Raw genomic sequence first — 20,171 nt, 5'->3', positions numbered from 1 at the left:
TTTTAGAGCTTAAATTAGAATACAAAAACGGCGCTCATTGAGCGCCGTTTTTATTTGTTCGAAAAACAAATGGACGTTACGGTTGAACTCGACGAAGCACAGCTTTTAGCGCTTCAAAATCGTTATCAAGATCTTCAGACAACAATTCCATCGCCGCGTGTTTTGCTAGCGGGCCAGGCAGTTCGATATCAGAACCTAGGATGTCATCAACCACTTCTTTGAATTTCGCTGGGTGTGCTGTACACAGGAACAAGCCAGTTTCGTTCTCTTGCAGTTGCTCTTCCAGTAGACGGTAAGCAATCGCACCATGTGGTTCACATAGGTAACCTTGTGCTTTTAGGTCGCGAACTGACTCAGCGCTCTGCTCGTCAGATACTTTACCTTTGCCTAGTGTATCTAAGCCCCAACCTTTCAGTTGGCAAAGCTCTTCGATACGAGGCCAGTTGTTTGGTTGGCTTACGTCCATCGCGTTCGATGTTGTCGCAACAGTCGGTTTTGGATCCCATTGACCTGTTTCTAGGTAACGAGGAACAGTGTCATTTTCGTTAGTTGCTGCGATAAAACGCTTAACAGGTAGACCTAGCGCTTTAGCCAATAGACCAGCCGTTAGGTTACCAAAGTTACCACTTGGTACAGAGATAACGAGGTTTTCACGTTGCTCTTTAGTCAGCTGAGAAGCCGCCTCAAAGTAGTAACAGATCTGAGCCATTAAACGGCTGATGTTGATCGAGTTTGCCGAATTAAGACCGATCTCTTTACGCAGTTCAGCGTCATCAAATGAGTCTTTAACTAGAGCCTGACACGCATCAAAGTCACCATCAATCGCCACAGTGTGGATGTTCTTGCCAAGCGTACAGAACAGCTTCTCTTGCAGTGGGCTGATCTTGCCTTTCGGGTAAAGAATCACAACATTGATGTCTTCCATGCCGTAGAAAGCATGCGCAACCGCCGCACCAGTATCACCTGATGTTGCCGTTAAGATAGTGATTTGACCACCATCAGAAACAGCTGCTAAAGATTGAGCCATAAAGCGGCCACCGAAATCTTTAAACGCCAGTGTTGGACCGTGGAAAAGCTCAAGCGCGTAAACGCCGTCTTTTACTTGGTTGATTGGTGCAGGGAATTGGAACGCTGCATCCACCATTTGGTCGATCTGTTCTTTTGGTAATTCATCACCAATCAATGCTGACAGAATCTTTGAGCTACGAGGGACAAAGTCCTCTGCTAGCAGCGCATCGATATCATCAAACTTTGGCAGTTCAGATGGGAAAAATAGACCTTGATTACGGCCTAAGCCTTGACGAACGGCTTGGCCAAAAGAGACTTGTTCATCATTTTCTTTGATGTTGTACAGTTTCATAACTCACTTCCTGTAACGATCGAACCCTGCTTATCTAGGCGACAAACGTGAACGAATCCTTCTTCATTTTGTACGTAATTTTGTTCTAACCAGCGTGCAACACGCTCGGCGACATCTTGTTCTTTGCAAATGCTAAATAGAGTTGGACCACTACCAGAAATACCAGTAGCCAGTGCCCCAGCTGACAGCGCGTATTTACGAGCATCAGCAAACCCTGGAAGCAGTTTCTCACGATATGGTTCAGCGATCACGTCTTTGATCATCTTCGCCGCCAGTTCAGGTTGACCTGAATGACACGCGTGGATAAAGCCCGCTAAGTGACGACCATGAGCAATAATATCCTGACGACGATATTGAGATGGTAGGATCTCTCTCGCTTCAGCCGTTGAAACCTTAATACCCGGATAAGCCATTACCCAGTACCAGTCGTCAAAACACGGTACTTCTTGGCTGATGATGCCTAGCTCTTCAAGCATGAGCTGCACACCACCAAGGTAACATGGCGCAACGTTATCGTAGTGGATACCACCTGAAATCTTGCCTTCCATTTCACCCATCAGAGCAAGCAGTTCAGTTTCATTCAGGGGCTGACCGTGAAAACGGTTTAGCGCATCCAGTGCCGCGACGATTGAACATGCACTAGAACCCAAACCTGAACCGATAGGCATGTTCTTTTCTAGTGTCATTTCTAAAGGCTTTAGCGTAACGCCTTTTTTATCAAGCTCTCTCGAGAACACCACCCAGCAGTCGTAAACGATGTTTTCTTTTGCTTCAGTTGGCAGCTTAGAAACAAAGCTGCCTGCAGTTTTAAGTGAGAATGGTTCATCACCGGCTTTAACCATAACTCGGTCACCTAGCAGCGTGCCATCCACTGGAGACACAGCGGCCCCCAGCACATCAAACCCTACACTGACATTACCGATTGATGCAGGAGCATAAACGACAACATCCATATCACTTGAACTCATTCTTAAACTCCTAATTTCCAACCAAGAGTACGCATCACATCAGAGAATACGCCAGCAGCTGTTACTTCAGTACCCGCGCCGTAGCCACGCAGTACTAGAGGGATTGGTTGGTAGTAACGGCTGTAGAATGCTAATGCGTTCTCGCCATCTTTAATCTTGAACATTGGGTCGTCGCCATCAACAGCAGCGATACGAACCTTACACTTACCTTCAGCGATTTCACCCACATAACGAAGTACTTTACCTTCTTCTGCTGCGATAGCTGACTGCTCTTTGAAGTAAGCATCCGCTTCTGGTAGGCGAGCCATGAACTCTTCAACCGTACCTGAATCATCAAAACCCGGTGGCAGAGCTTGGTCTACTTCAACATCTTCAAGTTCAAGCGCCATGCCTGCTTCACGAGCAAGAATAAGCAACTTACGCGCCACATCCATACCAGATAGATCATCTCGAGGATCCGGTTCAGTGAAGCCGTTATCTTTTGCAATATTGGTTGCCTGGCTCAGTGTCATACCTTCATCAAGCTTGCCGAAGATGTAAGACAGTGAACCTGAAAGAATGCCGTTGAACTTCTCAAGTTCATCACCTGCAGAGATAAGGTTCTGTAGGTTTTCGATGACCGGTAGACCTGCACCTACTGTTGTCTCGTACATCAGCTTACGACGTGAGTTGCGTGCAACTTCACGAAGCTGATGGTAGTAAGCCATGCTTGCTGTGTTTGCTTTCTTGTTTGGTGTTACTACGTGGAAACCAGCCGCTAGGAAATCAGCGTACTGCGCCGCAATACCTTCGCTAGACGTACAATCAACCAATACTGGGTTGATGATGTGGTTACGTTGAACCAAAGCCGCTAAACGCGCTAGGCTGAACTCTTCAGTCGCACTCGACATACGGTCACGCCACTGCTCTAACGGTAGACCATCGCTGTCTAGCAACAAACCTTTACTGTTTGCTAAACCACATACGCGAATCACGATGCCTTTTTCAGCCAGTTTGCCTTGCTGACGTTGGATCTGGTCAACAAGCTCGCCACCAACACCGCCGACACCCACAACGAATACATCTAGGAAGTGCTTAGAGTTAAATAGGTTCTCGTGACACGCTTTGATTGCTTCAGAGATTTTGTCTTCAGGGATAACCGCTGAAATAGCGCGCTCTGAAGAACCTTGAGCAATAGCAACAATGTTGACGTTCACTTCAGCTAAAGAAGAGAAGAACTGAGATGCTACGCCACGTGAAGTGCGCATACCGTCACCCACCAGCGTTACAATCGCAACGTCATCCATGAACTCAACCGGCTCTAACAGGCCATCTTTAAGTTCAAGTTCAAACGCGTCTGACAACACTTGTTTCGCTTTCACCTTATCAGCCGATTCAATACAGAAGCTGATGCTGTACTCAGAAGAAGATTGAGTAATAAGGACAATAGAAACGCCAGCAGAAGACATCGCGCCGAATACACGACTCGCCATACCTACCATGCCCTTCATGCCTGGGCCTGATACGTTAACCATGGTTAGGTCACTTAGCGTCGTAATACCTTTGATTGCTAGGTTATCTTCGCCAGTGTCTTGGCCAATCAAAGTACCTGCGCCTTGTGGGTTGAAGCTGTTTTTGATCAGACAAGGAATGTGGAATTGCGCAATAGGAGCAATGGTTTTCGGGTGTAGAACCGAAGCACCGAAGTAAGAAAGCTCCATCGCTTCTTGATAGCTAAGAGACTTAAGAAGACGAGCATCATCCACTAAACGCGGGTCACAGTTGTAAACGCCGTCTACATCTGTCCAGATCTCACAGCAATCAGCACGTAGACATGCCGCTAGAACTGCAGCTGAATAATCAGAGCCGTTACGGCCAAGTGTGACTAGCTCACCTTTATCGTTACCTGCTGTAAAGCCCGGCATGATATTTACGTGACCTTTAGGCAGTGGCGACTGACGGAAGTTCTGAGTTGAAACGTCCACATCGACCATAGCTTCAAGGTGATCACCTTTAGCGTATAGGTATTGAACTGGGTCAATCAGGCTTGCTGGTTGGCCTTTCGCTTCAAGTACCGCTTTCATCAACTGGATTGAGATTCGCTCACCTTTACTGATGATGCGAGCATTAACATGGTTCGGGCACATACCCAATAGGTTAATGCCGTTTACGAACTGTTTTAGCTGAGCAAGAGAAGTATCAACCTGCTCTTGGAACGCAGAACCATCAATAGAAGGAACAACAGTTTGAATATCTGCAAACAGTGCAGCGAATGAGGATTCGATCTCTGTAATCTGTGCGTCTGCTTCACCATTTTTAAGTGCAGCTTCAATTACAGCAACCAACTTATTGGTTGTTTTTCCTGGAGCCGATAGTACAACGGCTAGCTCTTCTTGCTGGGCATTATTAGCGATGATATCAGCCGCTCGTAAAAAACGATCTGCATCAGCTAATGATGAACCTCCAAACTTTAAAACGCGCATCCCTTTCTCCATAAGTCATAAAAATGGTACAAAAAAAGGCCTGTATCTTGTTGGATACAGGCCTTTTTTTTAAAATCCGTTACTTAGCAGCCTGCCCCAACAATGTTAATGTCGGTAATAATAATGGTTGTGGTCATTACTAGGTGGCTTACGTGCTGCATATCAAATTCTCTGCTTGTGCTTTACTCTACGTGTATCAATTTTTACCACTGGACGTCAATGAAAAGTTGCGTTTTTTTTACATTCGCACCGCTTTTCAGAGCAAACCGTCATTTAAGGGATAAAACACCCTGCATAAACCTTCACTTAAGATACTGGATTTACTCATTGAACAGGCAAGAGTAATCAATTGCATATATAGTCATAACAAAATGCTATATCGATTGTGCAGCGAACGTACAAGTTCTGTGCTTTAATTGAACGATAACGTTCGAAGAACAATAATAATGACATCAGGGGTGGCAAATGAAGAGATTACTTATTCTTTTGGCTTTTGCTATGCCTGTTGTTTGTTCAGCGAATAGCTTGCCTCTACTACCCAGCCAGATCGATAGTTCTTCTCATAAATTCTTTATCTCCACACAAAACGCGTCGAGTGAAAGCTTCGATACTTGGAAGATAGACAGTGGCTACTCTTATAGCTTGTTTTCAGATGTGGATCTTTACGTCGGTACACGTATCAATAGTGCGGCACTGAAACAGGAAAGTGGATTCTTGAGTGGTGTCAGTTATCAGTTCTCAGAAAGAGTCTCTTTTAACAGTTCTCTACACACCTATAAAGACGAGACCGAAGACAATGAGAAATCGGTAGCCGCAGAGGTTTCCAGCCGAGTGCAACTAACAGATAACCTAGATTTGCATGCCACCCTTGATTATGAAGAGTGGCAGCAAGGTGTTGAAGTGGGACTAGGGTTTCGCTTTTAGTCTCTTTAGCTTGTTCTTTATTAACAGATTAGTGCGGATTGAGATCCAAACTTTTAGTACATCACAAACCATTCCCCGTTCTAATCTATCAACGGCATTCAATTTGAGTCAGTTACGATTCAATTAACAGCTCAGATGAAATTAACACGCCATTCCAATCGGCATAAATATAGTCACCAGGCTGAATCAGTTGATTATGTATAGAGAGTGTCACATTCACTTGGCCGACACCGCGTTTCTCTGTTTTGAATGGCGATGCACCTAACGCCTGAACGCCAAGGTCCATTTGCGACATCATGCCTACATCACGCACCGCACCGTTTACAATCACGCCTTCCCAACCGTTTTCTATCGCGAGAATAGCGAGTTGATCGCCAAGCAGCGCCTTCTGGCATGAGCCATTTCCGTCAACGACAAGCACTTTGCCACAGCCGTCGGTCTCTAAAACCTCGCGAACCTTGGAATTATCGTGATAACAACGAACTGTTACAATTTTTCCAAAGAACGCACCACGTTGGCCGAAGTTCTGCAATGGCATGTTCAGTAGGGTGACTTCGCTTTCAAACTCATCACACAAGTCGGGTGTTATATCGTGCATATATCCTCCGTGAGTAAGGCGTTACCAGTTATGTCAGGCTAGCCTCTATGCTTTTATATGTTATTAAAATTAATCCTTTGTTTTCATTGTTCTATGCTCAATTTATTACTCAATAAAGGTTGATTGAGCATATTTATCTACTAGACTCTTAAGACAGCTTTCAGCTTCCTTGGTTCATAATCCGGTCTTTAGCAGGCAAGATGTGCGAAGCATCTCGAATAATCATTCTTGTTTTGGTGCTAAATAGTCACCATAACATTGGTTAAGTTGTAGCCATACTATTAAAGTTTGTTGCGATACGGCAATTGATGTAAATCAACAAAGTGAATGGAATTAACATTCTCGCGTTGTTAGCATGCTGTTAACATTATAGAATCCACTCCAATCACTAAAAGAATGATTGAAAGGCGTACTGGATCTACGTTATTGGGCAATACTTCAAGGAAGGCAGATAGCTGGAAGTAAGTGTTTTTTTGAAAACTTTAAGTTATCATCAAAAATACATTACCTGTATGTTATGTTTTTGCCTAGAATTTATTCTATTAGCACAGTTTCGTCACAAATTTAGGTACCGCCAAATGCAAACCCCGCAGATTCTTATCGTTGAAGATGAGCAAGTAACTCGTAACACTCTAAAGAGTATTTTTGAAGCAGAGGGATATGCTGTTTTTGAGGCTAGCGACGGTGAAGAGATGCACCAAGTGCTATCTGACAACCAAGTTAACCTTGTAATTATGGACATCAACCTTCCAGGTAAGAATGGCCTACTACTTGCGCGTGAACTACGTGAGCAAGCAAACGTAGCGCTTATGTTCTTAACTGGTCGTGATAATGAAGTTGATAAGATCCTTGGCCTAGAGATCGGCGCTGATGACTACATCACTAAGCCTTTCAACCCTCGTGAACTGACTATCCGTGCACGCAACCTTCTGAACCGTTCAATGAGCACAAGCTCTGTTCAAGAAGAGAAGCGTAGCGTTGAGAAGTATGAGTTCAACGGTTGGGTACTAGATATCAACAGTCGTTCTCTGGTTAGCCCAGATGGCGAAGGCTACAAGCTACCTCGTTCAGAGTTCCGTGCTCTACTTCACTTCTGTGAGAACCCAGGTAAGATCCAAACACGTGCAGACCTTCTTAAGAAGATGACAGGCCGTGAGCTTAAGCCACACGATCGTACTGTAGACGTAACAATCCGTCGTATTCGTAAGCACTTTGAATCTGTTTCTGGTACGCCAGAAATCATTGCAACGATTCACGGTGAAGGCTACCGCTTTTGTGGTGACCTAGAAGACTAATTCGATTCGCGCTTCTGACCATTTAGCACTACTCACCAGTAAGTACTTTGAACATTAGAAGCGTCATCAATAGTTATTAAAAAGGGAGAATGCCAACGCATTCTCCCTTTTTTATTGTTCTTAATTGGATAAGGTTTTAGTAAACCGTATCCACCTTAACGTCTTTCTCTACTAGCCACTTCACGGTTTCGCCATCTTTAAGTTCCACCGCCACATCAACAGGCTTATCACTGTCGATTTCTAACTGCCATACAAACGCGACTTCCCATTGAGTTTCACTGTGTGTTCTTAAATCAAGATCGTCAGCCGTTACCAACAAGGTGTCTGCACCCTGTTTAACCGTAACACTCTCAACCGCAAGCGTTGCTGGCAGTTGTGAGTCTGACTCTAGGTAGATAGAACCATGCAGGGTCTTATCTTGAGTCTCGCCAATCGTTGGCATCTTGTTGTGCCAAAGGTTGCTTTTCATGGTAACTGTTGCTGCAGATACTTCGACTTGATTATCTTGCTGCCATTCTACTTGTGGCGTAGAACAACCCGCTAATGCCACTACACATGCGGCGAATGCTAATTTTTTCATTATTCTTCTACCTTTGGTTTAACCAACTCTTTAAGACTTCAATGTCATTCTGGTATTCGTTATTTATCTCATCAACCCAATCTGAAATGTTCTCCCACCACGCAGGCATATCTGGAGATTGAGCTTTCTGGGCAACTTGTTGGATGCGTTTCAGGCCAATAGAACCTGCTGCACCTTTAATCTTATGTGCTTCAGAAACGATACTGGCTTTATCTTTCGCGACCATGTTGGAGTTCAATATTTCCATATACTCCGGCATCATATCTTCGAACATCGCGATGCTATCCAAAACCGGTTTCGGTCCAACAATATCAACATAAGACTCTAGCATATCAATATCAAGCAAAGTGGTATCAATTTCTGAAAGAAAAGGCTTACTCGCGTCGACTTTATCAATGCTCTCAACCTTATCGGTGCCCGCTACCTTCTCAATTACCTCTGGTGCATCTTCGATAAGTTCACTGATGACATCTTGGATAGCTCGAACCGACAAAGGTTTACTGATCGCTTCGTCCATGCCTTTCTGGAAGTACTCTTGCTTGTTGTTTAATACGTTCGCAGTTAACGCCACCAAAGGCGGTAGCTGGCTGTATTTCTCGCGGTAGTATTGAGCAATATCGAAACCCGTCATATCTGGCAGTTGGATATCCAACAACACCAAATCATAGTCTTCAGGATTGAAAGCAATTTGCGCCTCTTTACCCGTCATCACGACTGTCACTTCATGGCCAAGGCTTTCAAGTAGAGAGCGAGCCACTGTGATATTGAGTTCAATGTCTTCGACCATAAAGATCTTAAGATTCGACTGTTTTCTTGGCGTTTTGATCAGAGCCTGAGTATCGTGATTCACTGGAACTCGAATCGAAACCGTAAAGGTACTGCCAAAGCCCTCTTCACTGATGACTTCAATGTGGCCATCCATCATATTAATTAGCTGTTGAGAGACAGCGAGACCAATACCCGTGCCGACAGCGTGCAAGTTGTCCGTGCCCGATTTCACCTGATAGTACATCGCGAAGATCTTCTCGATTTCACTTTCAGGGATACCAATACCAGTATCTTCCACTTCCATCGTAATGTTGGCAAAGTCACCATCAATGTCGGCGCTGACTGTCATCACCACTCCACCATCTTTGGTGAACTTCATCGCGTTACTAACAAGGTTCCACAGTACCTGTCTAAGACGAGTACCATCCACCTCAACAGCAGCTGGAAGATCAGACAATCTTTCTAGATCGAACCTTAACCCTTTCTGCTCAGCCATCAACGCAGAGATACTTTCGATCTCGACAACGAAATCTTCAAAGTTAATAGGCGTAGGGAAGAGTTCAAGCTTACGGCGGTCGAACTTATCCATATCAATAATATCGTTGAAGATATTACCCAGTGTCACCGCGCTCACCTTGATGGTTTGCATCTGCTTGCGCTGTTCGGTGGTCAGTTGGCTATCAAGCAGCATGCGGCTCAAGCCAATGATGCCGTTGAGCGGCGTTCTTAACTCGTGGCTAATAGTTGAGATAAAGGTGGTCTTATCGCGGCTGGCTTTTTCTAACGACTCTTGATGCTCTTTACGTTCAGTAATATCGCGGCCAAAACCAACCAAGCCCAAGTGACGACCATCTTTGCTGTAGAAAGGCACTTTACGCAGTTCGAAGTAACTCTTGCGGCCATCTGGGTATTCAAGCCATTGGTCATAAGTCAGTGCTTGGTTGTCAGCAAATACTTTCTTATCGGTTTCAACAACTTGCTGAGCGACCTCTTTACTGTAAACATCCCAAGGAGTTAAACCAACTAGCTCTTTTTCTATTTTACCAGTGAGCTCTTCAACCGCACGGTTACAACCAGAGAACACACCATCTTCATTACGGTAGTAAATAAGGTCAGGCGAGGCATCGATAAACGAGCGTAACAGTGCAGTACGTTCTGCGAGTTCAAGCTGAGTACGCTCGCGCTGGAACACCTCGTTTTCGAGATCTTGCATTGCTTCTGCGCGCGCTTCTTCCGCTTTTTCACGCTCTTCAATTTCTTGATTAAGCTTCTCGATATTGAGCTGCATTTTATTGTTGAGTTCTTGGTCTCGCTCACGCATGTCGCCAAGTTTAGAGACCAATTTCGCTAACCTTTGACGTGATTCTTCCAACTGGTCCACGACCACTGACAGAAAATAAACCGCCCAAGGCGTGATCACTAAACCGAAGAAAACTGAACGGACAATGTCGATGTCATCAACATTGCCTTTGAGTGCAAGGGTGATACCGACTTGCACAACAACAGCGAGGGCAACAAGCGCTAGGGCGAGTAAGATAGAAAAGCGGACAATCCCCAGTTTTACGAGTAGATCCACGTAATACTGGGCAAGATTTTTCATGGGTTTCATTTAGCGCTCCATGCGATAAGACTAGCAACATTCTACCCTGTTTGAAGATGGGAGGTAAGCTAGCTACATCACACGCAGCAAGTGTTCAGCGGTAATTTCGAAGGTTAATTAACCAATACAAATACTAACTAAGCAAAAATAGCCGGGGATAATCAAATTGCCAATTTTATAGCGTTAGCGAATTGAGTATGGATGCACCATTGAACGGTTGCGACCGTCTGATTTCGCTTGATACAACGCACTATCAGCCAAGGCAACAGCCGATTCCATTTCATCATCAGGTGTAGGAATGTAAGAGATAATACCAATACTCACCGTGATGAATTCAGAGACTGTCGACTTCTCATGCGCAAGTTCCAATTTTAGGACTTCATCATGAATACGCTGCGCCACCAGCTGAGCACCTTCGGTCGTTGTATTTGGCAGAATAAAGCCGAACTCTTCACCACCATAACGAGCCACACAATCAGATGAACGATTCAACACCTGCTTAAATGCCTGAGAAACCTGAATCAAAGCATCATCGCCTTGTTGGTGTCCGTAAAAGTCGTTGTAGCCTTTAAAGAAGTCGATATCACATAGCATGATCGTCAGTGGCAGCTTCTCACGCACATGATAATGCCACAGTGTAGAGAGCTGTTCATCGAAACGACGTCGGTTAGACACTTTAGTCAGGCTATCCATAAAGCTGAGGCGTTCAAGTTCAAGGTTGGCTTCTTCAAGCTTTTGTTCTGCTAGATAACGCTCTGTAATATCACGCGCCATGATCAACACACCATTAGTGCTCGATGCTGGATCTCTAAACGGTGATTTGACTACATCATACCAAGTAAATGTTCCATCACTTGAGACCACTTTGTCGATATAACGCAGTGATTTACTTTGATGAAGCACTTGATGATCGGTTTCTGATATTCGCGTATAGATGCTATGTGGCACCACATCTTGTAAACGTTTACCGATCAAGTCACTGACTTCAGAGATACCCAGCGCAGCCACAAATGGTTTATTACACGCTTGATAAACCATGTTTTCATTAAAGATACCAATCGAGTCTGGGCTGGCCTCCAGGAGGTTTTGCAAGATGGTGTCACGCTGCGCAAGTGCCACTTCGGTATCTTTTCGCTTCTCCATCTCGCCACGCAGTTTCTGCTGCATGTCATGCCAATCGGTCACATCATGACTAATAGAGAGCGTGCCGATGGTTTCTCCATCTTGGGAAAGCAGCACACTTTGGTAGGTTTCAAGCAAGCAGCTTTTTCCATCTTGATCTGTAGTCCAAGAGCGTTCACTTACACGACCTTTTAATACTCCACCAGAAACACTCAGGGTGCCCTCTTCAGCACGACCATGCCAAAACTTTTTAAACGAGCGATTACTCGTCACTAACTGACCTTTCTGATCTTTCACGTAGATCAGCTCAGACAAAGAATCCAAAGCGGTACGAGCAACATTCAGTTCTCGAACTTCTTGGGACAGTTCTTCGTTAGTGTTTTTATAAGGTGAGGCGTGAATCATCCAAGCCTGCTTATTTCTAAAATGGATCTTACGACCGATCAAGTTGATCTTGAACGACTCAAATTCAGAAAGCGCCCACAGGGAGACCTGCTCGAAGGCTCGAGAGTTGATGTGGTTGGTTAAGTAGTGACGAAAGCTGTTCTCGCTTTCCACAGTAGGAAAGCGAAAATTAACACCGATTTGGCGGATACCAAGCAACTGCATGGCTTGGCGATTGGCATAGAGTATTTCGCCACTTCGAACATCAACAAAGTAGAGTGGCGACGGGGTAGCAAGTAGAAGCGTTTCGATATGCGACTGATAACGAGAATAGAGATGCCAGCAGATGAGAGCAATCAGCAATACAACAACGATATAAATACCGTAGCCATACGCCCTGTCCCACAACCAAGTCATTACCAGTTCCATTTACTCTCAATCTATACCATAAAATCTGTTAGGGAAATGTTACCACTATTTATTGGTTTTATCTGCTGTTACCTACAGTCACCCATTTCTATTAATTGGCCGTGTTTAAAACAGGCAACGTGTACTCGAATGCAGAGCCCGTTTTGATGCCTTGAGCACCGGTTTTATCCAACGAACGACCTATTTCAGTCATCGCTAACCAGCGGTTCTCACACCATAAAGGAGAAAGTAAGGTTGGGCGTCTCGCCGCTGAAGAAACACGGTGATAAACCACGTCCGCAGGCGTGCGTTGAATGATCTCACTCGCGATATCGATGTACTCTTCAAGGCTTGGGGCTTCTAGCTTTCCTGCCTTCCACGCCTTAGCCATGGTACTGCCCTCTACTATATGAAGGCCGTGCAGCTTAATACCATCGGTGCCAACGGCTAATACCTTGTCTAAGGTTTCAAGGTTATCCGCTTTAGTTTCTTTTGGTAGACCAACAATCAGGTGAGTACACACCTTGATACCTAAAGCGCGTGCGCGTTGGGTGATCGTTTCATACACCGCAAAATCGTGGCCGCGGTTAATTCGCTTGAGGGTTTTATCATTGGCGGTTTGCAGGCCAAGCTCGAGCCAAATCTCATAGCCTTGTTTAACGTAGCCCGCTAACAGATCCAACACCGCATCAGGCACACAGTCTGGTCGCGTACCAACACAAAGGCCGACGATCTCTGCACCGGGTGCTTTTAGCGCCTCTTCATACATATTCTTGAGCACTTGCACCTCAGCATAAGTGCTGGTGTACGCCTGAAAGTAAGCCAGGTACTTCTTGGCACGAGCAATCTCACCCGCACGATCTTTTAGCTGGTCAGCAATACTTTGAATTTGAGTTTGTTCATCGGCAAAGGAAGCCACGTTACAAAACGTGCAACCTCCACGGCCAATTGTCCCGTCTCGGTTTGGGCAGCTGAAACCACCATGAAGCGTCAGCTTGTGAACCTTCTCGCCATAACGGCGTTGAAGGTCTTGGCCGATAGTATTGACCAACTCGTGTAATTGCATATTTTCAAAGCACTCAAGTAAATAAGAATGAATATCAGTCTTTTTTGAAAAAAAATTACATCCCTGCAAAATTCGACCAATTAGTTTACTCAAGGCTTTTTGCGAGCAACCTAACAAATATCAATAAACATGCAAAAAATCGGCTCTATTTGCCTAATGTTGCACATTTGTTAGGCATTAAATTCAAAATAAAACGAAAAAAATGGTCTACATGGGTCAACTTTCATTGCAATTCGCCTAGACAAAATTGTAGGATACTTACACATATTGGCTATTTTTGAGTATTTACTTACAACGAAAACTTGCTAATAAGTCGGTGATATCTAACTCCCACCTATATAAACCACTAGTTTGTGGTTAAAAACAAACAGGTATCACTAAGGATTGTTTTTCTCGCAATACTTTTCCTGCGAGATACGGAAAGGATTCAAACCGCCAGCATAGGCAGGTTTAGACCCATAAATATAAAAGGACAAGGCTGACTTTATACAAATAAGTTGCGCCTAGATTTAACTGGAAGGATGTATCTATGGTAGATCAAGAGCAGAACTCACAGGGTCTGTATACTCCTGAATTGGAGCATGACGCTTGTGGTATCGGTTTTGTTGCGCATCTAAAGAATCGCAAATCTCATGATGTAGTAACTCAAGCACTCGATATGCTTGCACGTATGGAACACCGTGGCGGCCAAGGCTGCGATCCGTGTTCTGGTGATGGTGCAGGTATCCTGCTACAGAAGCCGCACGAATTCTTACTAGAAGAAGCCGTAAAGCTTGGAATTAAGCTGCCATCTTTTGAAAAATATGGTGTTGGTGTTGTACTTTTCCCTAAAGATGAACACAAACGTGCACAGTGTCGTGACATTCTAGAACGCAATGCACAACGCCTTGAGTTAGAAGTTATCGGTTACCGTGAACTTCCAACGGACAATTCAATGATTGGTGCTGACCCACTAAGCACTGAACCTCAATTTGAACACGTATTTATTTCTGGCGGCCCTGGTATCACACCAGAAGAGCTTGAGCGTAAACTGTATGTTCTACGTAACTACACGGTTCGTGTATGCCTAGAAAGCGTTTCAAATATCGGTGATGACTTCTACATCAACTCTATGTCTTACAAGACATTGGTGTACAAAGGTCAGCTAACAACTGAACAAGTTCCTCAGTACTTCCTAGATCTGCAAAACCCAACCATGGTGACAGCTCTAGCACTAGTACACTCTCGCTTCTCTACCAATACATTCCCACGTTGGCGTCTAGCTCAGCCTTTCCGTTACATCGCGCACAATGGCGAAATCAATACGGTTCGCGGCAACCTGAACTGGATGAAAGCACGTGAAGCAATCCTAGAATCGGATCTGTTTACACAAGCTGAAATCGACATGCTGCTTCCTATCTGTCAGGAAGGTAGTTCGGATTCATCAAACTTCGATATGGCACTTGAGCTACTTGTTCTTTCAGGTCGTACTCTGCCACACGCGTTGATGATGATGATCCCGGAAGCATGGCAAGAAAACAAAAACATGGATCCAACTCGTCGTGCGTTCTACCAGTACCACGCGAACGTAATGGAACCATGGGATGGCCCAGCATCAGTATGTTTCACCGATGGTGTTCAAGTAGGTGCAACACTTGACCGTAACGGTCTGCGTCCTTCTCGCTACACAGTAACTAAAGACGACTTCCTAGTAATGGCGTCTGAGTCTGGTGTTGTCGAGATTGCACCTGAAAACGTTGAGTACCGTGGTCGTCTACAACCAGGTCGTATCTTCGTTGCTGACCTTGAGCAAGGCCGCATCATTTCTGATGAAGAAGTGAAAGACAGCATTGCTAAAGCACAACCTTACGAAAAGTGGGTTGAAGAGAACCTTCTGAGCCTGAAAAAGCTACCGGATGCGAGCAACGAATTTAGCCAACCTTCTCCAGAGAAACTACTACACAAACAACAATCGTTTGGCGTGAGTTCTGAAGAAGTAAACGAAATCATTCTACCTCTTGCGAAAACAGGCTACGAGCCACTTTCTGCAATGGGTGCTGACTGGCCGCTAGCGATTCTTTCTCACCAATCGCAGCACCTTTCAAACTACTTCAAACAGTTGTTTGCACAAGTAACTAACCCGCCGATCGACCCGATTCGTGAGCGCATGGTTATGTCTCTGAACACTTACCTAGGTAAAGACCAGAACTTACTTGCTGAAACACCTGAGCACTGTCAAAAAGTAGAACTTGAGTCTCCAGTACTGTCTAACTCTGAGTTAGAAAAACTGCGTGCAATCGATAACGAGCACCTTCAGGCGAAGACGCTGGATATCGTATTCCAAGCAAATGGCGACCAAGGTAAGTTAGAGCGCGCACTTAAGCGTATCTGCCAATACGCAGAAGACGCAGTGATTGATGGCTACTCTATCATCCTACTGACAGACCGTGCGGTTAACTCTAACCATGCCGCTATTCCAGCAATGCTGGCGGTTGGCGCGGTTCACCACCACCTAATCCGTAAAGGTCTACGTGCTAAGTGTGACATCGTTGTTGAAACGGGCGACGCTCGTGAGACACACCACTTTGCAACGCTTATCGGTTATGGTGCAAACGCAGTTAACCCATACCTAGTTATTGAAACGATTGTTGAACTGCAACGTACTAAGAAGCTAGATCCAAACGTACACCCACGTGAGTTATTCGATAACTACCGTAAAGGTGTTAACGGCGGTCTACTTAAGATCTTCTCTAAGATGGGGATCTCTACGCTGCAGTCTTACCACGGTGCACAAATCTTTGAAGCACTTGGTGTTAGCAAATCAGTGGTTGAAAAATACTTCACAGGTACTGTTTCTCGTATCCAAGGTCTAACGATCGACGATATCGCGCGAGAAGTATTGGTTCGTCACCGTGTTGGTTACCCAGCTCGTGAAATTCCAGCTCAGATCCTTGATGTTGGTGGTGTTTACCAGTGGAAACAACGTGGTGAGAAACACTTATTCAACCCAGAAACGATTTCTCTACTTCAAGAATCGACGCGTAACAAAGATTACGGTCAGTTCAAGAAGTACGCAAAAGCAGTTGATGACCAAGGCGACAACGCAGCAACGCTACGTAGCCAACTGGACTTCATCAAGAACCCTGCAGGCTCTATTCCTCTAGCAGAAGTAGAACCAATCGAGAACATTCTTAAGCGTTTCGCAACCGGCGCAATGAGCTTTGGTTCAATCTCGCATGAGGCTCACTCAACACTGGCTGTTGCGATGAACCGCATTGGCGCGAAATCAAACTCAGGTGAAGGTGGTGAAGATCCAGCACGTTTCGAACGTAAAGAAAACGGCGACTGGGAACGTTCAGCAATCAAACAGGTGGCTTCTGGTCGCTTTGGTGTAACGTCTTACTACCTATCTAACGCTGATGAGCTACAAATCAAGATGGCTCAAGGTGCGAAACCGGGCGAAGGTGGTCAACTACCTGGTGATAAGGTTGATGACTGGATCGGCGCAACGCGTCACTCGACTCCGGGCGTAGGTCTTATCTCGCCACCGCCACACCACGATATCTACTCAATCGAAGATTTGGCTCAGCTGATCTACGATCTGAAAAACGCGAACCGTAACGGTCGTGTCAACGTGAAGCTAGTATCAGAAGCTGGCGTAGGTACGATTGCATCGGGTGTAGCGAAAGCGAAAGCTGACGTGGTACTTATCGCAGGTTTTGATGGTGGTACGGGTGCATCTCCGATGTCTTCTATCCGTCATACCGGTCTGCCTTGGGAGCTGGGTCTAGCGGAAACGCACCAAACACTACTGAAAAACGGCCTACGTAACCGTATCGTTGTTCAATCTGATGGTCAGATGAAAACACCACGTGACCTTGCAGTAGCAACGTTACTTGGCGCGGAAGAATGGGGCGTAGCAACAGCAGCATTGGTTGTTGAAGGCTGTATCATGATGCGTAAGTGTCACAAGAATACCTGTCCTGTAGGTATCGCAACACAAAACAAAACTCTGCGTGAGCGTTTCGACGGCCGCGTAGAAGACGTAGTGACTTTCTTCCAATACATGGCTGAAGGTCTACGTGAAGTAATGGCTGAACTTGGCTTCCGCTCTATCGATGAGATGGTAGGTCAATCGCACAAACTTAAAGTTCGTGACGACATCGGCCACTGGAAGTACAAGAACCTAGATCTAACACCTGTACTGCACATTGAGCAGGCTCGTGAAGAAGATGGTATCTACAACCAGACACAACAAAACCACAACCTAGAAGACGTTCTAGACCGCAAGTTGATTCAAGCGGCAATTCCAGCGCTTGAGAAAGGTGAAGCTGTAAATGCGACTTTCCCAATCATCAACACGGACCGCTCAGCGGGTACCATGCTGTCGAACGAAATCTCGAAGGTTTACAAAGACCAAGGTTTACCACAACCAATGAACGTTAAGTTCCACGGTAGTGCTGGCCAATCTTTCGGTGCGTTCCTTGCGAAAGGCGTTAAGTTCGAAGTAGAAGGCGACGCGAACGATTACTGGGGTAAAGGTCTGTCTGGCGGTACTTTGGTTCTGTACCCAGATGCGAAGTCTTCTATCGTTGCTGAAGATAATATCGTGGTTGGTAACGTATGTTTCTACGGTGCAACCTCAGGTGAATCTTTCATTCGCGGTATGGCTGGTGAACGTTTCTGTGTTCGTAACTCAGGTGCGAAGGTTGTTGTTGAGGGCGTTGGTGACCACGGTTGTGAATACATGACTGGCGGTGTTGCCGTTATCCTTGGCTCAACAGGTCGTAACTTTGCTGCGGGTATGAGTGGCGGTGTCGCTTATGTTTGGGACAAAGCAGGTGACTTCGAAACCAAGCTTAACCCAGAACTTGTAGACCTAGATCCAATTGAACAAGAAGATAAAGATCTTCTACTAGATATGCTAACCAAGCACGTTGAATTCACAGGAAGTGAAGTTGCTCAGTCTTTCCTAGACAACTTTGAAGCAAGTGTTGCATCACTGATTAAAGTTATGCCACGCGACTACAAAGCAGTTCTTGAGAAGCGTAAAGCTGAAGCACAACAGGCACAAACGGAAGAAGTGGAGGCAGTATAATGGGTAAGCCTACTGGATTTTTAGAACACGGTCGCGAGCTTCCAAAGAAGCTCGACCCATCGGTTCGTATCGAAGACAACAAAGAGTTCGTACTTAACGAAGAGTTTGGTGACAAGATCAATACTCAAGCATCTCGTTGTATGGACTGTGGCGTACCTTTCTGTCACAGCGGTTGTCCAATTGGTAACATCATCCCAGAATTCAATGACGCGGTTTACCGTGACAGCTGGGAAGAGGCTTGGAACATCCTAAGCTCTACCAATAACTTCCCTGAGTTTACCGGTCGTGTTTGTCCTGCTCCTTGTGAAAGTGCCTGTGTTCTTGGTATCAACCAAGACCCAATCACTATCTGTAATATCGAGAAAACGATTGTAGAAACTGCGTACCGTGAAGGGTACGCAAAACCAAAAACACCTCGCTCTCGCACGGGTAAAACCGTAGCGATTGTTGGCTCTGGACCTGCAGGTCTAGCCGCAGCCGAGCAGCTAAACAGCGCTGGTCACTCAGTGACGGTATTTGAACGTGACGAAAAAGTTGGCGGTCTACTGCGTTTCGGTATCCCAGATTTCAAACTGGGTATGGACGTGATTGATCGTAAGATCAACCTAATGGCTGAAGCAGGCGTAGAGTTTAAAGTTAACCAACACATAGGTGTTGATGTTAACGCTCAGCAACTACGCCAAGAGTTTGATGTGGTATTGCTAACTGGTGGTTCTACGGTTCCACGTGACTTGCCAATCCCAGGTCGTGAGTTGAAAGGCGTTCACTTTGCCATGGAGTTCCTTGGTCAAAACAACCGCCGAGCTAACAACCTAGATCTTAAAACAGAAGAGATTCACGCTAAAGATAAGCACGTTGTGGTTATCGGTGGTGGTGATACTGGCTCTGACTGTGTGGGTACATCAAACCGTCACAAAGCAGCGAGCATTACTCAGGTTGAGATCATGCCGATCCCACCAGAGAAGCGCCCAGCAAACATGCCATGGCCTCAATACCCAATGATCATGAAGACCACGACTTCTCACGAAGAAGGTTGTGAGCGTCACTGGAACATCTTAACCAAAGAGTTCATCGGTAACGATCAAGGTCAGGTGACGGGTCTACGTATCGCAGACATCGTATGGAAAGACGCAGCTCCTGGTGAGCGCCCTACTTTTGATGAAGTAGCAAACTCAGAGCGTGTTATTCCTTGTGACCAAGCATTCCTAGCGATGGGTTTCTTACACCCGGAGCCAACCGGCGTGCTTGCTCAACTAGACATTAAACTGGACGAGCGCGGTAACGTCGCTTCTGAAGGTTTTGCAACGAACCAGAAAGGCGTTTTCGCTGCTGGTGATATGCGTACTGGTCAATCTCTAGTTGTACGTTGTATTAATGAAGGTCGTGAATGTGCAATTGCGATTGATGACTTCTTAATGGGTAACTCAAACTTAGAAGCGAAAGCTGATTCACTCATGCTTTCCGCATAATATTTCTCGGGCTAACGTCAATTACGTTAGCCTAGAGGAAAAGCAATACCCTTCCTAACTTTTATATTTGGCTAGCACTCGATGCTAGCC

Annotated in this window: 12 protein-coding genes, 1 pseudogene and 1 other annotated feature; of the genes and pseudogenes, 5 read left to right on the top strand and 8 right to left on the bottom strand. The window is 45.4% G+C overall.

The features are described 5' to 3' along the window. Positions 1-76 precede the first annotated feature (76 nt). From thrC to thrA, 3 genes are read right to left on the bottom strand one after another with little or no spacing between them, the layout of a single operon-like run. Positions 77-1,360: a threonine synthase gene (gene thrC / locus AB4307_RS07545; protein WP_017059314.1), complete on the bottom strand. Its 1,284-nt coding sequence runs from the start codon at positions 1,358-1,360 to the stop codon at positions 77-79. After that, on the bottom strand, positions 1,357-2,313 hold the full coding sequence (thrB, locus tag AB4307_RS07540) for a homoserine kinase (RefSeq protein WP_032545653.1): 957 nt from the start codon (positions 2,311-2,313) through the stop codon (positions 1,357-1,359). Before thrB ends, thrC begins: the two co-directional genes overlap by 4 nt. A gap of 17 nt (positions 2,314-2,330) precedes the next feature. Continuing rightward, positions 2,331-4,790 (bottom strand): bifunctional aspartate kinase/homoserine dehydrogenase I, encoded by a 2,460-nt coding sequence (thrA, locus tag AB4307_RS07535; protein ID WP_050648721.1) that lies wholly within the window; start codon positions 4,788-4,790, stop codon positions 2,331-2,333. 29 nt (positions 4,791-4,819) lie between these two features. Further along, positions 4,820-4,938: a sequence feature (Thr leader region), on the bottom strand. Between the two features lie 317 nt (positions 4,939-5,255). Between thrA and AB4307_RS07530 the strand changes: the two genes are divergently transcribed. Then, positions 5,256-5,714, top strand: a complete 459-nt coding sequence (locus tag AB4307_RS07530; RefSeq protein WP_017070076.1) for a hypothetical protein — start codon at positions 5,256-5,258, stop codon at positions 5,712-5,714. 112 nt (positions 5,715-5,826) lie between these two features. Here the strand turns inward: AB4307_RS07530 and AB4307_RS07525 are convergent, their stop codons facing one another. Beyond that, on the bottom strand, positions 5,827-6,312 hold the full coding sequence (locus AB4307_RS07525; RefSeq protein ID WP_017059310.1) for a putative 4-hydroxy-4-methyl-2-oxoglutarate aldolase: 486 nt from the start codon (positions 6,310-6,312) through the stop codon (positions 5,827-5,829). Positions 6,313-6,359: 47 nt separating this feature from the next. Here AB4307_RS07525 and AB4307_RS07520 point away from each other — a divergent pair. Then, positions 6,360-6,461 (top strand): annotated as a pseudogene (locus tag AB4307_RS07520) (ribonuclease activity regulator protein RraA); the annotation flags it as partial. Positions 6,462-6,890: 429 nt separating this feature from the next. After that, the gene (gene arcA, locus AB4307_RS07515) at positions 6,891-7,607 is read left to right on the top strand and encodes a two-component system response regulator ArcA (protein WP_004741534.1); all 717 of its coding nucleotides are present in this window, start codon (positions 6,891-6,893) and stop codon (positions 7,605-7,607) included. 136 nt (positions 7,608-7,743) lie between these two features. Here arcA and AB4307_RS07510 read toward each other — a convergent pair whose 3' ends face one another. The 4 genes from AB4307_RS07510 to mnmL all read right to left on the bottom strand — a co-directional run bounded on the left by AB4307_RS07510 (position 7,744) and on the right by mnmL (position 13,535). Continuing rightward, complete coding sequence (locus AB4307_RS07510) at positions 7,744-8,187, bottom strand: hypothetical protein (protein WP_017070077.1); 444 nt, start codon at positions 8,185-8,187, stop codon at positions 7,744-7,746. A 7-nt stretch (positions 8,188-8,194) separates the two neighbouring features. Next, the gene (arcB, locus tag AB4307_RS07505; protein ID WP_372131536.1) at positions 8,195-10,564 is read right to left on the bottom strand and encodes an aerobic respiration two-component sensor histidine kinase ArcB; all 2,370 of its coding nucleotides are present in this window, start codon (positions 10,562-10,564) and stop codon (positions 8,195-8,197) included. Positions 10,565-10,738: 174 nt separating this feature from the next. After that, positions 10,739-12,490: a sensor domain-containing diguanylate cyclase gene (locus AB4307_RS07500; RefSeq protein WP_017059307.1), complete on the bottom strand. Its 1,752-nt coding sequence runs from the start codon at positions 12,488-12,490 to the stop codon at positions 10,739-10,741. Between the two features lie 91 nt (positions 12,491-12,581). Next, positions 12,582-13,535, bottom strand: a complete 954-nt coding sequence (gene mnmL / locus AB4307_RS07495; protein WP_372131534.1) for a tRNA modification radical SAM protein MnmL/YtqA — start codon at positions 13,533-13,535, stop codon at positions 12,582-12,584. 529 nt (positions 13,536-14,064) lie between these two features. Here mnmL and gltB point away from each other — a divergent pair. Continuing rightward, positions 14,065-18,612 (top strand): glutamate synthase large subunit, encoded by a 4,548-nt coding sequence (gltB, locus tag AB4307_RS07490; RefSeq protein WP_372131532.1) that lies wholly within the window; start codon positions 14,065-14,067, stop codon positions 18,610-18,612. Next, positions 18,612-20,081: a glutamate synthase subunit beta gene (gene gltD, locus AB4307_RS07485; protein ID WP_372131530.1), complete on the top strand. Its 1,470-nt coding sequence runs from the start codon at positions 18,612-18,614 to the stop codon at positions 20,079-20,081. The genes gltB and gltD overlap by 1 nt, the downstream gene beginning before the upstream one ends. The last annotated feature ends 90 nt before the right edge of the window (positions 20,082-20,171 follow it).

It is taken from the genome of Vibrio sp. 10N.261.52.C2, from assembly GCF_041471425.1.
Lineage (GTDB): Bacteria > Pseudomonadota > Gammaproteobacteria > Enterobacterales > Vibrionaceae > Vibrio > Vibrio crassostreae_C.
This window is presented reverse-complemented; position numbering and strand designations above follow the sequence as displayed.